Genomic DNA, 17682 nt, shown 5'->3' with positions numbered 1-17682 from the left:
GGGCTATCCCTTCACGGCGCCGGCGGTCCCGCCGGACACCAGCTTGCGTTGCACCAGCAGGAAGAAGACCAGCGCCGGGATCGCGTAGATGACCGACGCGGCCATGACGCCGCCCCAGTCGGTGGCGAACGCGGTGCGGAACGACGCCAGCCACACCGGCAGCGTCTCCTTCGGCTTGTCCCGGATGAACACCAGCGCGAACAGGTACTCGTTCCACGCGGTGATGAAGCTGAACACCGAGGTGGTGACCAGCCCCGGCCCGAGCAGCGGCAGCGTCACCCGGCGGAACGCGCCGGTCTGGCTGCAGCCGTCGATCATCGCGGCCTCTTCCAGCTCGTACGGGATCCCGTTGACGAAGCCGTAGAGCATCCAGACCGTGAACGGCAGCGTGGTGGCGAAGTAGATCAGCAGCAGCGACGGCAGCGTGTTGAGCAGCCCGGCGTCCCGCATCAGCAGGAACAGCGGGATGAACAGCGCCGACACCGGGGCCAGCTGCGCCACCATCACCAGGACCAGGAAGCCCTTGCGGCCGGTGAAGCGCAGCCGCGACAGCGGGATGGCCGCGAGCGTCCCGGCGACCAGCGCGCACAGCACCGACCCGACCGTGACGATCAGGCTGTTCAGCAGGTAGGTCGGGAAGTTGTCCTTGCTCAGCGCGGTGGCGAAGTTGCCGAACGAGAACGACGTCGGGATCAGGTCGTACTTCGGCGACAGGATCTCGCCGGGTGTCCGCAGCGAGGTGACGAACATCCAGTACGTCGGGAAGAGGATCAGCAGCGCCACCAGGACGCCGACGACCGACAGCACGATCCGCTGCGGCAGCGATTTCCTCACTTGAGATCACCTTCCGGGGTCCGGACGAGCAGCTGGATGTACCGGCCGGTGATGAGCGCCAGCACGATCAGCATCAGCGTCGCGATCGCGGCCGCCGCGCCGAAGTGGTTGCCCGCGATGCCCTTGAGGTACAGCACGACGGCCAGCGTGGTGCTCCCGCCGTCGGGCCCGCCCTCCCGGATCGCCCAGATCTGCGCGAAGGCGTTGAAGTCCCACAGCACCGACAGGAACGTCACCATGGTGGTGATCGGCCGGATGGCGGGCCAGGTGACCGCGCGGAACGTCTGCCACGCACTGGCGCCGTCGATGCCCGCGGCCTCGTACTGCTCGCGCGGGACGCCGACGATGCCCGCGTACAGCGAGAACGTCACGAACGGCACGGCCTGCCACACGATGAGCAGCCCGATCACGGTCAGCGTGCTCGCGCCGCTGGAGAACCACGAGAAGCCGATGAAGCCGGGGAACCCCAGCCGGTCGAGTGTCTTGTTGAGGATGCCGTACTGCTCGTCGAAGATCCACTGGAAGACCGTGGTCGTCGCGATCACCGGCGTGGCCCACGCCAGGACCAGCGTCACCTGCACCATGATCCGCACGACCGGGCCGAGGTGGCGCATGAGCACCGCCAGCAGCAGCCCGCCGAGGATCGTGGCGGCCACGATCGCGGCGGTGAAGACCAGGGTCCGGACGGTGATCGTCCAGAACTCCGGGTCCGACAGGATGGTCGTGTAGTTGTCGAACCCGATCCAGATCAGCTTGCCGGAGACGAGCTGGCCGATGTCCAGCTTCCGGAAGCTGATCACGAGCACCTGGACCAGCGGCCAGGCGAGCAGGACGAGGATGGCGGCGAGGGCGGGGAGCAGCAGCAGGTACGGGAGCACCCGGTCGCCGAACCGGCCCCGCCTGCGCCGCTTGACCCCCGCGTCGCGCGGCGATGCCGGCGGGGTCGCCCCCGCCGGCATCGTCACATTCGCGGTCGCGGTCATCCGCCGATGAGCTTGTTCAGCGCTGCGTTGGCGTCGGCGGTCGCCTGGTCGAGCGTCTTCTTGCCGGTCAGGTAGGCGGTCAGCATGTCCTTGACCGGGTTCTGGCCGGACTCGACGTCGCCCCACTTCGGGCTGGCCGGGACGGCCTTGCCGTTGGTGGAGGCCTTCGCCATCACGCTGCCCAGCGGGTCCTTGTCCAGGCCGGTGAGGTCGGTCGACGTGCCGGGCACGACGCCGGCGGCGGCGAGCTGGCTCTGGTACTTCGGGCTGGCGAGCAGCTTGATGTACTCCTTGGCCGCGGCCACGTTCTTGCTGTTGGCCGGGATGGCCAGGTTCGAGCCGCCGAGGAACACCGGGGCGCTCTGGCCGGCGGTCTTGCCCGGGATGGCGAAGGCGCCGGTCTTGGCGGTCAGGCTCGGGTCGGTCTTGGCCGCGGTCGCGAGCTCCCACGGCAGGCCGATCATCATGGCCACCTTGCCGGCACCGTAGACGGTGGCCTGCTGCGGCTTGGCCTCGTCGGCGTCCTTGGGCGCCTTGGTGCCGGAGGTGTCGACGAGCTTCTTGTAGAACTCCAGGCCGGCCTTGGCCTCGGGGGTGTCGAGGGTCGCCTGGTAGTTCTTGCCGTTCGCCTTGGCGATGTCACCGCCGTTGTCCCAGATGAACGACAGCAGCGCGTACCAGTTCTGGCCCGGCATGTAGAGCGCCTGGAACTCGGGGTCGGCACCGAACTTGGTCTTCAGCTTGCCGATGGCGTCGATCCACTCGTCGTTCGACGTCGGCGTCTTGGTGATGCCGGCCTGCTCGAACATGTCCTTGCGGTAGATGACCTCGCGGTTGGCCGCGTAGAACGGGACGCCGTAGACCTTGCCGTCGTAGCTGCCGGAGTCGGCGAGACCCTTGAGCCACTGCGAGCCGTTGAAGCTGTCCTTGTCGGCGGTCAGGTCGGTCAGCACGCCGTCCTGGGAGGCGAACGCGGCGGTCTGCGTGTTGCCGATCTCGATGACGTCCGGCGGCGCGCCGCTGGCCAGCGCGGTGGTCAGCTTCTGCTGGATGCCGTCCCACTGCTGGATTTCGTACTTGACCTTGACCCCGGGGTGCGCGGCCTCGAACTCCTTGTGCAGCGCGTCGGTCAGGGTGGTCGGCGCGGAGCCGGTCATCAGCCAGACCGTGACGGTCCCGCTCAGCGGTGCATTGCCGCTCGACGAGGCCGCGGTGTCCGAGCCGCTGGAGCCCGCGCAGCCCGCGGTCGCGAGCGTGAGTGCGGCGGCGCCCGCCGCCAGCTTGAGCCAGCGTTTCACTCGATGCCGTCCTTTCCATGCCCGGCCACCGCGGCCGGACGCCCCAAATGGTGTAGACCAATGTTGGGGTTAGAGTGGTACGTACCACAGGCCCTGTCAAGGCGGTTGCCGGAACGTTGTAAACGCCTGCGAGGAGTAGCCGGGCGGTTACCCACGCCGGAAACGGGCATGCCAGAAGTCGTCCGAATAGGAAGGTGAGTCGGGCGTTTTTCACCGCTGGCGCACCGGAATTCCCGGCGCTCGCGGTGCCGGGCCACGACGAAAACCGCCCCGGGAAAGACTTCCCGGGGCGGCAGTGGTGATCAGGCGGCGATCAGGCCGGCGTTTTCACCGGCGGGGACGCGTGTCGCCGGGCGCGGTGCGCGGCCATCCGCACCGGCGCGTTGGCCACGCCGAAGCCGCGGTACCCACCGATCCGCTGCACCACCTCGAAGAACACCCGCGCCCCGGCCAGCGCGGTGTAGAAGTGCAGGAACTCGCCTTGCGCGTCCCGGTCGTAGAGGACCGAGTGCGCGCGCAGCGCGGCGAGCCGCGCCGGCGGCAGCTCCAGCCGGGCTTCGAGGTCGTCGTAGTAGTTGCCGGGGATGTCCAGCAGCGGTGCGCCCGCCGCGCGCATCGCCGCGGCCGCGGCCAGTGCGTCCGTGCAGGCGAACGCGACGTGCTGCGGTTCGGGGACCGCCGGCGCCCATTCGCCGCGGCGGACCACGGCGGCCTCCAGCGTCAGCCGGACGTCTCCCGCCGCCACCGCGCGGCTGCGCACCAGCCCGAACGGCGCCGCGAACTCCGTCACCGGCGACGGCGTCAGCCCGAACACCGCGTGGTGGAACAACGCGGCTTCCTCGAAGTGGTCGAAGGGCTGCGTGAGCGCCACGTGATCGATCCCGAAAACCCCGGCGCCCCCGGCCGTTTCCCCGGTCGGCACGAAGTCGTCGCGCCAGTCGTCGCCGCAGAGGAACACCTGGGTACCGTCCGGCGCCGCGACCGACGCCAGGTCCGCCTCCCGCGGGCCGCGCACCCGCGGCAGGACCGGCGCCCGCAGCGCTTCGGCCCGGCGGGCCGAGCGGACCGGGTCGGTACTGGCCAGCGCGACCGCGCCGACGGCACCGTGCGCCGCGCCGCCTTCGTTGACCACCACCCGGGCGTCGCCCTGTTCCCACAGCTCGACCGGCTTGGTGCGGTGCACGCCGGTGCGCGCGAACCCGAGGCTCGCGAGGACGCGCCCGGCGCCCGGGTCGGTCACGACCTCGGCGAACGCGTGCCCGGTCAGGGCCGGCGCGGCCGGCAGGTCGAGCACGCCCAGGGACTCCTGCAGCACCAGCAGCGACCGCAGCGCGTCGATCGCGGCCGGGCGCGGGTCGGCCTGGCGGAACACGTCGTTGAAGACCTCCAGGGACAGCGGCCCGCGGTAGCCCGCGGCCAGCACGTGCCCGGTGAACGCCGTCAGGTCGAAGTCGCCCTGGCCCGGGAAGAGCCGGTGGTGCCTGCTCCACGGCAGCACGTCCATCGGCAGCTTCGGCGCGTCGGCCAGCTGCAGGAAGAAGATCTTGTCGCCGGGGATGGCGCGGATCGGCGCCGGGTCGTGGTCCTTCGACAGGATGTGGAAGCTGTCCAGGCAGACGCCGAGCGCGGGGTGCGCGGCGCGGCGGACGATGCGCCAGGCGTGCTCGTACCCGCTGACGTGCCGGCCCCAGGCCAGTGCCTCGTAGGCGACCCGCAGCCCGCGCGTGGCGGCCAGCTCGGCCAGGGCGTGCAGCTGTTCGGCGGCCAGCTCGTCGTCGTCGATCGCCTCCGGCGAGACCGACGAGCAGACCAGGATCGTGTCCGTGCCGAGCTCGGCCATGACGTCGAACTTGCGCGCCGCCCGGCGCAGGTTGGCCCGGTGCAGGTCCGGCGGGACGGCTTCGAAGTCGCGGAACGGCTGGTAGAGGTCGATCGACAGGCCGAGGTCGGCGCAGCGGCGGCGGATTTCGGCCGGGCTCGACGGGGACACCAGCAGGTCGTTCTCGAACAGCTCGACGCCGTCGAACCCGGCCGCGGCGGCCGCGGCGAGCTTGTCTTCGAGGGTGCCCGAGAGGCAGACGGTGGCGATGGCGGTGCGCGGTTCAGGCAGCACGGGCGGCCTTCCCTTCCAGGGCGTCGAAGTGGCGCAGCATCCGGTCCGGGTCCGGGTCGGCACCGGTGAACAGCCGGAACGACTCGGCGGCCTGCAGCACGACCATGCCGCCGCCGTGCAGCACCCGGCACCCGCGGGCGCGGGCGGCGGCCAGCAGCGCGGTTTCCAGCGGGCGGTAGACGATGTCGGCGACCCACAAGTCTTCATGCAGCAGCTCGGCCGGGACCGGCGAGCCGGGGTGGGCGGCCATGCCGGTCGGGGTGGCGTGCACGAGGCCGTCGGCGCGGGCGAGCGCGGCCGGGTCGCCGGTTCGCGCGCGGCCCGCCCCGAACCGCCGCTCGAGAGCCTCGACGAGGCGGGCGCTCCGGACGCCGTCGACGTCGTGCACGGTGAGCCGTCCGGTGCCCAGCGAGAGGAGCGCGTGGGCGACCGCCGCCCCCGCTCCCCCGGCGCCGAGCAGGACGACGTCGTCCAAGCGGACGTCCGGCAGGCCGCGGCTGAGGCTGCGGGCGAACCCGGTCGCGTCGGTGTTGTGGCCGATCGAGCGCCCTTGGCGGAAGACGACGGTGTTGACCGCCCCGAGCGCGGTGGCTTCCGGCGAGAGCTCGTCGAGGTGCGGGACGACGGCCTGCTTGGCCGGGTGGGTGACGTTGAGGCCGTCGAACCCGGCGAGCCGGGCGGCGGCGAGGACGTCGGCGACCGGGCGGCGCAGCACGTCGAGGTCCAGCAGCCGGTAGAGGTAGCGCAGGCCCAGTTCGTCGGCCTCGCGCTCGTGCAGCGCCGGGCTGGCGGACGGCCCGATGCCCGTGCCGACGAGTCCGATCAGGTAGCTGCTCACGCCGCGCCCTCCGTGGTTAATGTACGAACTAGTACGTTCACGGTAGCGTGCTGGTCGTTGCGACGGAAGGGCTAGAGTGGGGCCGTCACCCACAGCGAAGGGAGCCCGGTGGCCGCACCATCGTCGGAGGCCGAGCGCCAGCGCGACAAGGAACGCACGCGCGCCGACATCCTCGCAGTGGCCACCCGGGAGTTCGCGGACAAGGGCTACACCGGCGCCCGGGTCGACGAGATCGCCGCCCGCACCAGCACCACCAAGCGGATGATCTACTACTACTTCGGCGGCAAGGAGCAGCTGTACATCGCCGTGCTGGAGCAGGCGTACTCCGCGCTCCGCACGTCGGAGGCGCGACTGGACGTCGAACACCTGGAGCCGGAGGAGGCCCTGCGCCAGCTGGCGGAACTGACGTTCGACCACCACGAAGCCAACCCGGACTTCATCCGCCTGGTCAGCATCGAAAACATCCACCACGCCGAACACCTGTCGCGATCGGAGATCCTCGCCGGACTGGCCGACCCGGCGCTCGGCGGGATCACGCGGATCCTCGAGCGAGGCCGGAAGGCCGGCCTGTTCCGCGAGGACGTCGACGCGCTCGACGTCCACATGCTCATCAGCTCGTTCTGCGTGTTCCGGCTGGCGAACCGGCACACGTTCCAGGCGATCTTCGGCCGCGACATGCTGGACCCGGACCGCCGGCAGCACTACCGCGCAATGCTGGGCACGCTGCTGATCGAGTATCTGACCGCGCGCTGAGCGCGGCGCCCCCCGGCAAAAAGGATCTCTTGACACCCGGGGTCCGGTCTTCCACTCTCTATTAACTAACTAGACCGTACATTGCTTCCCCGCCGACTCTGCGCAACGAAGCACGGACGTCAGGAGATCGTGCCCGTGACCGGATCGATGCCCCGCAAGGCGGCGCTGGCCGCCTGGATCGGCAGCGCGCTCGAGTACTACGACTTCTTCATCTACGGCACCGCCGCCGCGCTCGTGTTCGGCAAGGTGTTCTTCCCCGCCTCCTCCCCCGCCACCGGCACCCTGCTGGCCCTGGCCACCTTCGGCGTCGGCTACCTCGCCCGGCCGGTCGGCGCGTTCGTCCTCGGCCACGTCGGCGACCGGTTCGGCCGCAAGCGCGTGCTCGTCTTCACCCTGCTGCTCATGGGGGTCGCGACGTTCTGCGTCGGCTGCCTGCCGACGTACGCGAGCATCGGCGTCCTCGCCCCGGTGCTGCTCGTGATCCTCCGGCTGCTGCAGGGGCTTTCCGCGGCCGGCGAGCAGGCGGGCGCGAACTCGATGTCGCTGGAACACGCCCCGGAGCACCGGCGCGCGTACTTCACCAGCTTCACCCTGAGCGGCACGCAGGCCGGGCAGATCCTGGCCACCGCGATCTTCCTGCCGGTCGCCGCGCTGCCCGCCGAGGACCTGCTGACCTGGGGCTGGCGGGTGCCGTTCTGGGGCAGCGCGCTCGTGATCGTCGTCGGGTTCGTGATCCGGCGCAAGCTCGACGAGACGCCGGTGTTCGAACGCACCGAGGTCGCGAAGCTGCCGGTCGCGCTGCTGTTCCGGCACCACTGGGCGGACGTCCTGCGCGTGGTCGTCGCGGCGACGATCGCCTCGGTCAGCACCATCTTCACCGTCTACGCGCTGAGCTACGCGGTCAACACGATCGGCCTGGCCCGCACCCCGATGCTGTGGGTCGGCGTCCTGGCCAACGTCGTCGCGCTGGCGGCGATCCCGCTGCTGGCCGCGCTCGCCGACCGCGTCGGGCGCAAACCGGTGTTCATCGCCGGCTGCCTGGCCTGCGGGGTGCTGATCTTCCCGTACCTGTGGTCGATCTCGATCGGCTCGTACGCCCTGCTGTTCGTCCTCGGCATCGTGCTGTTCGGGGTGGCCTACTCCGGCGTGAACGGCGTCTGGCCGTCGCTGTACGGCGAGATGTTCGGCGCCCGGGTCCGGCTGTCCGGCATGGCGATCGGCACCCAGATCGGCTTCGCGGTGGCGGGCTTCGCCCCCAGCGTGGTCGCGGCGATCGGCTCCGGCCGGGACGACTGGCTCGGCGTCGCGATCTTCACGGCCGCGGTGTGCGTGGTGGCGGCGGGTGCCGCGGCGACCGCCCGCGAGACCTACCGGGTGCCGACCGCGCAGCTGGGCGGCCGCACGGCCGGCACACCGTCCACTGTGGTCGCGTCCACTGTGGACAGCTAGAACGGAACGCCGGCCGCGGCCGCGAGCGCCCGCACCGCGGTCCACAGCCCGGCGCCGGCGGTCGCGAGGCCGCCGGCGTCCCGGAGCAGGTCACGGGCCCGGCGCACCTTCGCGCCGGCGTCTTTTCCGCCGTGCACGACGTCCCGGTCGACCTCGTCGAGGGCGTCGTGCACGGCTTCCTTGGTGGCCGGCGGCAGCCGGGCCGCGTCGAGTTCCGCGCGGACCGCCCGCACCAGCGCGGCGACCTGCCGCGCGTCGAAGCCGCGGTGGATCTCCTGGTGTCCTCCGTGGACGGTGTTGACGTCGCCGTGGACGGCGTTGTTGACCGTCCCGGCCCGGACGTCGCCGTGGAAGTGGATGCCGTCCATCTAGCGCCTCCCGTTCCGGCGCCGCTCGCGCGCCGCCTTGGCCATGACCATCCCGATCAGCAGCACGACGCCGCCGAGCCCGAAGAGCGCGAACCCCACCGCCCCGAGCGGCACGCCGTCGAAGACCTCCGGGCCGAGCAGCGGCGGCGGCGCGTCGAACGACCCGGACGCGACCGAGTCGGACCCCGCCTTGACGAACCGGAAGATCACCGACGCCCAGATGCCGAACCCGGCGAGGACCATCAGCAGTCCCAGCACCATGACCGCGCGGCCGGCGCCCCTGCCGGTCGCGAGCAGCGTGATCGCTTCGCCTTCGGGCGTGGTGAACTCGTAGTTGTGCTGCTGCCGGTGGTCGTAGCTGTTGTTGACGTCGCGCCCGGCGTTGTTGATCGTGCCGGCCGACACGTCGCCGAACGAGATCCCGCCGGACGGTGGTCGCTGCCACGTCCGGGTGTGCGCGGCCCCGGACCCGTCGGAGTAGACGGCGGCGACCGGGCCGAACTCGAGCCGGTCGCCGTCGCGCAGCGGGTGGTCCCGCCGCGGCGCCAGCCGCCGCCCGTTGACCCAGGTGCCGTTGCGCGACCCGGCGTCGGCCACCCAGGTGCCCCGCGCGTCCTGCCGGATCCAGGCGTGCCGCAGCGAAACCTGCTCGGAGCGCAGCCGCAGGTCCGCGTCGGGGCCGCGCCCCACCAGCCACGAGCCCCGGCGCACCGCCAGGCTCGCCCCGGACCCACCGAGCGTCTCGATCCTCGCCCCGCCCATCGGCCCTCCTCCCGCCGCACGGCTCCCTTACAGGAAGAGCCGTGCGGCGGGCCGGAGATATCCGGCGAACGGGTGAACCCGTTCAGACCTTCGGCGTCGACGCGTCCGGGGCCTTCACCCGCTCCAGCAGCAGCTGGGCGACGTCGCGCACGTCGACGTTCTCCGCCTGCTGCTCGCTCTGCCGCTGGACCAGGCCATCCGTCAGCATCACGCGGCAGAACGGGCAGCCGGTCACGATCGTCTCCGCGTCCGTGGCGATCGCCTCGTCCACCCGCTCGAGGTTGATGCGCTTGCCGATCTGCTCCTCCATCCACATGCGGGCGCCGCCGGCGCCGCAGCACAGGGCCCGGTCGGCGTGGCGGGGCATCTCCGCCAAGGCAGCGCCCGTCGCGCCGACCAGCTCGCGCGGCGGGGTGTAGACCTTGTTGTGGCGGCCCAGGTAGCAGGGGTCGTGGTAGGTGACGCGCGGGCCGTCCTCGACCGGCTTGACCGGGGTCAGCTGCCCGCCGCGGACCAGGCGGTTGAGCAGCTGCGTGTGGTGGACGACCTCGTAGTGCCCGTCCAGGTCCGGGTACTCGCGGCTGAGCGTGTTCAGGCAGTGCGGGCACGTGGTGACGATCTTGCGCAGCCGCGGCTCGCGGCCCTCGAACACGGCGTTGAGCGTCTCCGCCGTCTGCTGCGCCATCATCTGGAAGAGGAACTCGTTGCCCGCGCGGCGGGCCGGGTCACCGGTGCAGGACTCCTCCTTGCCCAGCACCACGTACTTCACCCCGGCGATGTGCAGGAGCTCGGCCGTCGCGCGGACGGTCTTGCGGGCCTGGTCGTCGAACGCGCCGGCGCAGCCGACCCAGTAGACGTACTCGACGTCCTCGGCCAGCTCGCCGTCGAACACCGGGACGTCGAAGCCGAGGTCCTTCGTCCAGGCGAGGCGCTCGGCGTTGTTCTGGCCCCACGGGTTGCCCTTGGTCTCCAGGTTCTTGAACAGCCCGCCCAGCTCGGTCGGGAAGGCGGACTCGATCATCACCTGGTAGCGGCGCATGTCGACGATGTGGTCGACGTGCTCGATGTCCACCGGGCACTGCTCGACGCACGCGCCGCAGGTGGTGCACGACCACAGGACGTCGGGGTCGATCACGCCGCCGTCGTCCTCCGGGCCGACCAGCGGGCGCGCGCCCTCGTGCTCGGTGCCCGCGAGGATGTAGGGCGCCTCTTCGAACAGGTTGTCGCGCAGGTTCATGATGACGAGCTTGGGCGACAACGGCTTCCCGGTGTTCCACGCCGGGCACTGCGACTGGCAGCGGCCGCACTCGGTGCACGTGGTGAAGTCCAGCATGCCCTTCCACGTGAAGTCGCCGATCTTGCCGCGGCCGAACGTGTCGTCCTCGCCCGGGTCCTCGAAGTCGATCGGCTTGCCGCCGGACTCCATCGGCAGCAGCGGGCCGAGCGCGTCCGGCAGCCGCTTCGCGGAGACGTTGATGGGCGCCACGAAGATGTGCAGGTGCTTGGAGTAGAGCACGATCGACAGGAACACCAGCATGACGCCGATGTGCAGCAGCAGGCCGATCGTCTCCAGCACCTCGGTCGTCGCGTGCCCGAGCGGTTCGAGGAGGTTCCCGACGCCGAGGGAGACGTACGCGCCCGAGTCGTACGGGAAGTTCCCGGACGCCGCGGACGCGCCGCGGAAGAAGAACATCGTCCAGACGACGTTGAAGATCATCAGCAGGATCAGCCAGGCGCCGCCGGTGTGCGAGCCGTAGAACCGGGACGCGCGGTCCTTGCGTTCGGGGGCGTTCCGGATGCGGATGATCGTGAACACGCCGAGCGAGACGGCCACCGCGACGGCGATGAAGTCCTGCAGGAAGCCGAGCACCGCCCAGTGGCCGATCCACGGGATGGCGAACTTCTCGTCGAACAGCGCGCCGTACGCCTCGAGGTACACCGAAGCGAGGATCACGAAGCCCCAGAACGTGAAGAAGTGCGCCAGGCCGGGCACCGACCACTTCAGCAGCTTGCGCTGGCCGAACACCTCGCGCACCTGGGCGAAGACCCGGGCACCCAGGTCGTCGGACCGCTTGGTGTCCGGCTGGCCGGCCTTGATCAGCCGGTACAGGAAGGCCACGCGCTTGCCGGCGACGGCGAGGCCGACGACCGTCATGAGCAGGCCGAGGATGAGACGAACGAGCACGAGTCCTCCGCGTCGTGATGGAAGGACCGGCTCAGTGCGAGCCGGTGTAGTACCGGCACGCCTTGCACGCGTACCGCATCTTCGCGACCCGCCAGTGTTTCCGGTACAGATCGAGGTCGGGTGACCGCCGGACGCCGAGGCGCTGGTAGCGCCCGGGCCGCCGGCCGGTTTCGTACTGCTCGGTCGCGCGGCCGAGGTGGGCGCGCCGCAGCACGCACCCCCGCGTCCGGCAGCGGCCGAGTGCGGTGCGGCAGAACCGGTGCAGCAGCACGAGTTCGCCGGTCACTTCGTCGACCACGCCGTAGCCGGGATGGTCGCCCGGCCCGGCGAGCCGCACCGGCAACCCGCAGTACCCGCATTTGAGCGTGCAGGGAAGGCAGCCGGTCAGGTGCCGGATCCGCAGTTCGCGCGACGCCATGAGGCCTCCTGGAACGACTGTGATCGGCACCACTGTCTGCTACTGGAGGGTAATGAGGAGATCACTTCGCGCGACAGGACCGAACGGCGCAGTTACCCTGGCCCGTTCGGCGCAATTTCCGAAGCAAGGATCACCTTACTGTCCGTTCACCGGACGCATAACACCGCGAATCGTACGTTCGGACCTGCTGCGGCATCCGTGTCCCCCGCCACAATCCGGAAAGGAAACAGCGGCGCGAAGCGCCTCCGTTGAGGGCGGTGGTGGGGAGGAAGGCGGAGCACCCGGTCCCCTACCGGCCCGCCCGGCTTCCCGACGACGAAGCCGTCGCCCGGGCGGCCGCGTTGCGCCGGCGGATGGAAGCCCGCCGCTCGGTGCGGATGTTCTCGCCCGACCCGGTTCCCGAACGTGTGGTGCTCGACGCGATCGCCATCGCTTCCACCGCGCCGAGCGGGGCGCACCAGCAGCCGTGGACGTTCGTCCTCGTCTCGGACCCGCAGGTGCGCCGCCGGATCCGCGAAGCCGCCGAGGCGGAGGAACGGATCTCCTACGACGGCCGGCTCGGCGACGCCTGGCTCGCCGCGCTCCGGCCGCTCGGGACCGACGCCGACAAGCCGCACCTGACCGACGCGCCCTACCTCATCGTCGTGTTCCAGCAACGGTTCGCCTTCGACGACGACGGCGGTGTCCGCAAGCACTACTACGTCGACGAGTCGGTCGGCATCGCGGTCGGCATGCTGCTCACGGCGTTGCAGGTGGCGGGCCTCGCCGCGCTGACGCACACGCCGTCGCCGATGCGGTTCCTGGGCGAGCTGCTGGGCCGTCCCCGCAACGAAAAGGCGTTCGCGGTGATCCCGGTCGGCTACCCCGCCGACGACTGCGTCGTGCCGGACCTGCGGCGCAAGCCCCTCGACGAGGTCCTCGTGCGGATCTGAACCGCCGCCTCAGCAGCCGGGCAAGCCGCCCGGCAGTTCCGGGAACGCCGGGCCCGCCAGCAGGTCAGCTCCCCGGTCCTGCCACCACGCGGCCTCCGCGGCGGTCGAGATCCCGGCGACCGACACCGCGGCCCCGGCCGCGTGGGCGGCGTCGATCAGGGCCGACAGCGACCCGGTCACCAGCGGGTGCTCCCGCTTGGCGGCGAGGTTCGGCGCGATCCGGACCGTGTGGGCCGGGAACTCCGTCAGCGACGTGGCGTCGGCGAAGCCGTGGATCTCCGCCTGGACGCCGATTTCGCCCAGCACCTTGAAGTTGTCCACGGCGTCGCCCGCGTCCAGCGCCGCCGCCGGAAAGCCGGGCCGCAGGCGGTCCGGCGTCAGGCCGGTGTCGCCCAGCACGCGGCGGATTTCGCCGACCAGCTCCGGGTCCGCCGCCTGCTGCGCCGTCAGCTCGACGACCAGCGGCACCCCGATCCCGGCCGTCGCCAGCCGTTCGGCCGCCGTGCGCAGCAGCCACGTGCCCAGCGGCAGCGCCAGCCCGGTCTCCGCGGCCAGCCGCATGCAGGTTTGGTGCGGCAGCACGCCTTCGGCCGGGTGGTTCCAGCACAGCCGCGCCTCGACGGCCTCGGCCGCACCGCTCGTCGCGGAGACGAGCACGCGGTAGCGGGCTTCGATCTCGCCGTTCTCCCACGCGCCCGCCATCGACGCGGCCAGGCCGAAGCCGTGCCGGTCGCGCCGGTCCAGCTCGCGGTCGAACAGGCCCCATTGGCTGCCCGTGCGCTGGGCGCGCCGCAGCGTCAGGTCCGACGCCTGGAGCAGCTCCGCGGGCGTGATGTCGCGCGGCGGGCGGTGGACGACGCCGATGGCGGCCGACACCGCCACCCCGCGCTGCCCGTCGACGTACTCGGCTTCGGCGAGCTCGCGGGTGATCCGCCGGACCAGCGTCACCACGCCCGGGGTGTCTTCCGTGTTCTGCACCAGCACACCGAATTCGTCGCCGCCGAGGCGCGCCACGAGCGCCTTCTCCGGTTCGAACACCGTCTTGAGCTTCGCGGCGACCCCGCGCAGCACCCGGTCGCCGAGCTCCTGGCCGAGCCCGCCGTTGATCTGCGAGAAGCCGTCGAGGTCGAGGTGGAAGAGCGTGACACCGCGCGCCGGGTCCGCGTCGCGCAGCAAGGTTTCCAGGCGGGTGCTGAAGAACTGCCGGTTGGGCAGCCCGGTGAGCACGTCGTGCAGCGCCTGGTGGCTCAGCCGCCGCTGCAGCAGCGACACCTCGGTGTCGTCGTCGACGATCGTCAGCAGCTGCCGCGGCGCGCCGACCGCGTCGCGGATCACCGACGCGGCGAACGTCGCCCACATCGGCTCGCCGTCCTTGCCGACCAGGCGGCGGCCGGCCCGCAGCCGGTGCAGCCGGCCGGCCACCAGCTCGCGGTAGCTCTCCCGCAGCTGCTCGACGTCTTCGGGGTGGACCAGGTCGAACAGGGACATCGCGGCGATCTCCGCCGGCGTGCGGTTGAGCGTCTTGGCGAGCGCCGCGTTGGCCCGCAGCACCCGGCCGTCCAGCTCGGTGAGCGCGACGCCGCTGGCCGAGCCGGCGAACACCTCCTCGAACTGCGCGCGGGTGATGACGTGCTTCTGCCGCGTCTCCTGCTCGACCTTCAGCAGCGCCCGGCTGAGGCCCTCCTGCCGCTTCTGGATGTCTTCGCGCAGCATCTCGCCGTAGCCGGAGCTGAGTGCGCCGAGCACCAGCACGACCCGCTCGGCGAGCCCGTCGACGCCCCGCAGCTCCGGCTCCCGCAGCAGCCCCTTGCCGAGCACCTCCAGGGTGCGGCGCAGGCTGTCCGCGCCGACGCACCGCAGCTCGACCAGCCGCGCGCCCGCGGCCGCGGCCGCCTCGAGGCCAGGCGGGTCGCTCACCACGGCGTCGAACAGCCGCCCGGTGAGGGCCCCGAGCTCGCGTTCGATCTCCTCGGGCGTGTGCGGCAGGTACGCCGTGGTGCTGATCAGGTAGCCCCACTTGCGCGCCAGCGTGCCGAGCCGTCTCGCCGCGCGCTCGGCCGACGGCTTGTTCCGCGGGGCGCCGCCGTGGGGTTGGGGAGCAGTCACCTCAGGCTGTCCAGGGGTTCAGTGCACACACCGGTTCGGGTTAACCGATATATCTTGGCCCGGAATTGTGCGACACGCACCGATTCAGTTTCGTCCAATCGAGTGATAACCCTGCGCAGCCACTCCGAGCCGGTCCTGCAACCACGAACGGGTGACGTTGCGGTATTCGTTCGCGTTTTCGTGCAACGCCACGGAATGGCCCGCCCCGGGCAGGACGTACATCGACAACCTCGAAGGGTCCGCGTAATACGGCGCTTCCTGGGCCCGCAGCACCGCGGCGTCCGAACAGTCGCGCAACGCGAAGACTCCGCAGAAAAGGACGTCCTTTTCCCCGACCACCTGCAAAACCGGCACGGTGATTCCCCACGTCGCGGGCAGGACGATGCCGAACACCGCGACGGTGCCCATCCCGGGGACCGAAACCTGGTCCTTGGTCGCCTCGTCGGCCGCGATCACGCCCGCATCGGCGTCGCCGGCGGCGTAGAACAGCCCGGCCCGCGCGCCCGGTTTCGTCGTGAAGTACAACGGATCGCTGCCCAGCGAAGCCAGCTGGCTGTCCAGGAAGGCGGGCTGCAGGCCGAGCGCCGCGCCGAGGGCGAGCGCGGGCAGCGCGGGCAGGTGCGTGATGCCGGTGAGGACGACGCCGTCGACGTCGCGGTACGTGGACGCCTCCACGGCGACGATCCCCGACCCGACCGAGTGCCCGACGATGACCACCTTCGCGAACGGCACCCCGCCGACCCGGCCGGCCCGCAGGTGGCCGACCACCTCGTGCATCGACTCGGCCGCGGCCCAGACCGACAGCGGCAGGCTCAGCGGCCGGCTGCTGCGCCCGGCACCGAGCTGGTCGGCGGCGAAGGTCGCGTAGCCGTGCGCGGCCATGTCGCGCTGGTAGGAGTAGCGGGCCGGCTCGTAGGGCAGGTCCCAGTACGCGCTGTTGTACGTCCCGCCGTGCACGAGCAGCTGGACGGTGTCGGGAGCATCGCCGGCGGGCAGGCACAGCCGGCCGTGGATGGTCGCGGGCGCCCCCGGCACCAGCGGGGGCAGCCCGGGCCCGGTGACCGGCAGATCCGTGTCGGTGCAGGAGATCGCGGCCGCCTCGGCGGGCACCGCCGCGGTCAGAGACGCGAACAGGACACCGCAGGCGAACAACGCCGACGTCACCTTGACGGGCAGCTTCACGCCGCACTCCCTCTGGACTCGGACAGGTGAAGGAACTCCGGAACACTACACCCGGTAGCCGAACGCGTACCGTCAGGTCTTCCTCGGCACCACGGTCATCGGCAGCCGGTTCGGCTGCATCGTGGCCTTGATCTGCGCGTGGACCTTCTTGCCCGGCACCGGGACCAGGCGCCACCGCGCGCCGACGGTCGCGGCGACGATGGCGATCTCCGTCGGCGCGAACACGTGCCCCGGGCACAGCCGCGCCCCGGCGCCGAACGGGATGTACGCCCCCTTCGGCAGTTCCGCGGTGTGGCCGGGCGTCCAGCGGTCCGGGTCGAACCGGTCCGGCTCGGGGAACCAGCGCGGATCGCGGTGCAGCGTGTGCTGGCTGACGGCGACCTCGCTGCCCGCCGGGATCGCGACGCCGCCGAGTTCGACGTCCTCCCGGGCGCGGCGCATCAGGATGAGCGGCGGGGTGCGGCGGACGATCTCGTGCACGATCTGGTGCGTGTAAACGAGATCCGGCAGGTCTTCGAAGCGCGCGGGCCGGCCGCCGAGGACCTCGTCGACCTCGGCGTGGAACCGCCGTTCGACGTCCGCGTGCTGCCCCAGCTCGTGGAAGAACCAGGCCAGCGCGACGGCGGTGGTCTCGGCGCCGGTGGTCAGGATCGTGATGACCTCGTCGTGCACCTGGCGGTCGGACATGCCCTCGCCGGTGTCCTCGTCGCGCGCCAGCAGGAGCATCGAGAGCAGGTCGCCGTGGTCGGCGCCGCCCTCGCGGGCCGCGACGACGGTTTCCCCGATCACCGCGCGCAGGCGGGCGGCCGCGGCGTCGAACCGCCGGTTCGGCGGGATGGGCAGCTTCTCGACGAACTTCGGGGAGAACGCCCGGACCAGCACGTACTTCAGCATGATCGGGATCGACCGCCGGATCTCCGCCAGCGCGTCGTCGCCGAGCGCGGTGGAGAACAGCGTCTGCCCGGCGATGGTCAGCACCAGGTCCTGCATGCACCGGTCGAACTCGACGACCTCGCCGGGCCGCCACGAATCCACGAGCTCGCCGGCCAGCTTCGTCATGGTGTGCTCGGCGTAGCCCGCGATCCGCGCGCGGCCGAACGCGGGCATCACCAGCCGGCGCTGGCGGCGGTTGAGCTCGCCGTTCGAGGTGGCCAGGCCGTCACCGAAGAGCGGGCGCATCTTGTCGAAGACCAGGCCCTTGTCGAACTTGCCGGCGTCGGTGGCCAGCACCTGCCAGGCCAGCTCCGGGGTGGTGACCACGTGCACCGGCAGCGGACCGAGGTGGAGTTTGACGACTTCTCCGTGCGCGGGCAGGGAAGTGAAGAATTTCAGCGGGTCGCGCAGCAGGGGCACGCTGTGCCCGAGCAGGGGGCGCCGTCCGGGAACGGGACGCGCGTTCGTCATGGCCTCGTCTCCTCGTGACGGGGCCACCTTAGCCGGGGACCGGGCACCCCGAGTGCG

The 17682-nt window shown here is 71.4% G+C and carries 15 protein-coding genes; 3 read left to right on the top strand and 12 right to left on the bottom strand.

The window, feature by feature from the left end; genetic code table 11:
• Nucleotides 1–3: 3 nt before the first annotated feature.
• From I4Q55_RS09510 to I4Q55_RS09490, 5 genes are all read right to left on the bottom strand, one after another.
• The gene (locus I4Q55_RS09510) at nt 4–834 is read right to left on the bottom strand and encodes a carbohydrate ABC transporter permease (protein WP_206785804.1); all 831 of its coding nucleotides are present in this window, start codon (nt 832–834) and stop codon (nt 4–6) included.
• Nucleotides 831–1817, bottom strand: coding sequence for a carbohydrate ABC transporter permease (locus I4Q55_RS09505; protein WP_206785802.1), 987 nt, complete (start codon nt 1815–1817; stop codon nt 831–833). Before I4Q55_RS09505 ends, I4Q55_RS09510 begins: the two co-directional genes overlap by 4 nt.
• Nucleotides 1814–3115, bottom strand: a complete 1302-nt coding sequence (locus tag I4Q55_RS09500) for a sugar ABC transporter substrate-binding protein (protein ID WP_206785800.1) — start codon at nt 3113–3115, stop codon at nt 1814–1816. The genes I4Q55_RS09505 and I4Q55_RS09500 overlap by 4 nt, the downstream gene beginning before the upstream one ends.
• A gap of 313 nt (nt 3116–3428) precedes the next feature.
• Complete coding sequence (locus tag I4Q55_RS09495; RefSeq protein WP_206785798.1) at nt 3429–5228, bottom strand: sugar phosphate isomerase/epimerase and 4-hydroxyphenylpyruvate domain-containing protein; 1800 nt, start codon at nt 5226–5228, stop codon at nt 3429–3431.
• Nucleotides 5218–6066 (bottom strand): shikimate dehydrogenase, encoded by an 849-nt coding sequence (locus I4Q55_RS09490; RefSeq protein ID WP_206785784.1) that lies wholly within the window; start codon nt 6064–6066, stop codon nt 5218–5220. The genes I4Q55_RS09495 and I4Q55_RS09490 overlap by 11 nt, the downstream gene beginning before the upstream one ends.
• Nucleotides 6067–6174: 108 nt before the next feature.
• Here I4Q55_RS09490 and I4Q55_RS09485 point away from each other — a divergent pair, with 108 nt between their 5' ends.
• Nucleotides 6175–6819 (top strand): TetR/AcrR family transcriptional regulator, encoded by a 645-nt coding sequence (locus I4Q55_RS09485; RefSeq protein WP_206785781.1) that lies wholly within the window; start codon nt 6175–6177, stop codon nt 6817–6819.
• A gap of 135 nt (nt 6820–6954) precedes the next feature.
• Entirely contained in the window at nt 6955–8268 is a 1314-nt protein-coding gene (locus tag I4Q55_RS09480; protein WP_206785780.1) for an MFS transporter, read from the top strand.
• On the opposite strand, the gene I4Q55_RS09475 is transcribed toward I4Q55_RS09480, so the two are convergent.
• From I4Q55_RS09475 to I4Q55_RS09460, 4 genes are all read right to left on the bottom strand, one after another.
• On the bottom strand, nt 8265–8636 hold the full coding sequence (locus I4Q55_RS09475; RefSeq protein ID WP_206785778.1) for a hypothetical protein: 372 nt from the start codon (nt 8634–8636) through the stop codon (nt 8265–8267). The two genes, I4Q55_RS09480 and I4Q55_RS09475, sit on opposite strands and share 4 nt — an antisense overlap.
• Nucleotides 8637–9398 carry an FHA domain-containing protein gene (locus tag I4Q55_RS09470; protein ID WP_206785776.1) on the bottom strand — a complete coding sequence of 254 codons (762 nt, stop codon included), beginning with the start codon at nt 9396–9398 and terminating at the stop codon, nt 8637–8639. It abuts the gene before it with no gap.
• An 82-nt stretch (nt 9399–9480) separates the two neighbouring features.
• The gene (locus I4Q55_RS09465; protein ID WP_206785774.1) at nt 9481–11583 is read right to left on the bottom strand and encodes a (Fe-S)-binding protein; all 2103 of its coding nucleotides are present in this window, start codon (nt 11581–11583) and stop codon (nt 9481–9483) included.
• Between the two features lie 31 nt (nt 11584–11614).
• Nucleotides 11615–12001 (bottom strand): hypothetical protein, encoded by a 387-nt coding sequence (locus tag I4Q55_RS09460; RefSeq protein ID WP_206785767.1) that lies wholly within the window; start codon nt 11999–12001, stop codon nt 11615–11617.
• A gap of 257 nt (nt 12002–12258) precedes the next feature.
• Between I4Q55_RS09460 and I4Q55_RS09455 the strand changes: the two genes are divergently transcribed.
• A complete protein-coding gene (locus I4Q55_RS09455; protein ID WP_307793161.1) occupies nt 12259–12933 on the top strand; it encodes a nitroreductase family protein in 675 nt (224 codons plus the stop codon).
• A 9-nt stretch (nt 12934–12942) separates the two neighbouring features.
• On the opposite strand, the gene I4Q55_RS09450 is transcribed toward I4Q55_RS09455, so the two are convergent.
• The 3 genes from I4Q55_RS09450 to I4Q55_RS09440 form a co-directional block, all read right to left on the bottom strand.
• Nucleotides 12943–15039: a diguanylate cyclase gene (locus I4Q55_RS09450; protein ID WP_206785763.1), complete on the bottom strand. Its 2097-nt coding sequence runs from the start codon at nt 15037–15039 to the stop codon at nt 12943–12945.
• Nucleotides 15040–15123: 84 nt separating this feature from the next.
• The gene (locus I4Q55_RS09445) at nt 15124–16221 is read right to left on the bottom strand and encodes an alpha/beta hydrolase (protein WP_206785755.1); all 1098 of its coding nucleotides are present in this window, start codon (nt 16219–16221) and stop codon (nt 15124–15126) included.
• Nucleotides 16222–16293: 72 nt separating this feature from the next.
• Nucleotides 16294–17625, bottom strand: coding sequence for a cytochrome P450 (locus I4Q55_RS09440; RefSeq protein ID WP_206785748.1), 1332 nt, complete (start codon nt 17623–17625; stop codon nt 16294–16296).
• Nucleotides 17626–17682 lie beyond the last annotated feature (57 nt).

It is taken from the genome of Amycolatopsis sp. MtRt-6, from assembly GCF_017308975.1.
Taxonomy (GTDB): Bacteria; Actinomycetota; Actinomycetes; order Mycobacteriales; family Pseudonocardiaceae; genus Amycolatopsis.
This window is presented reverse-complemented; position numbering and strand designations above follow the sequence as displayed.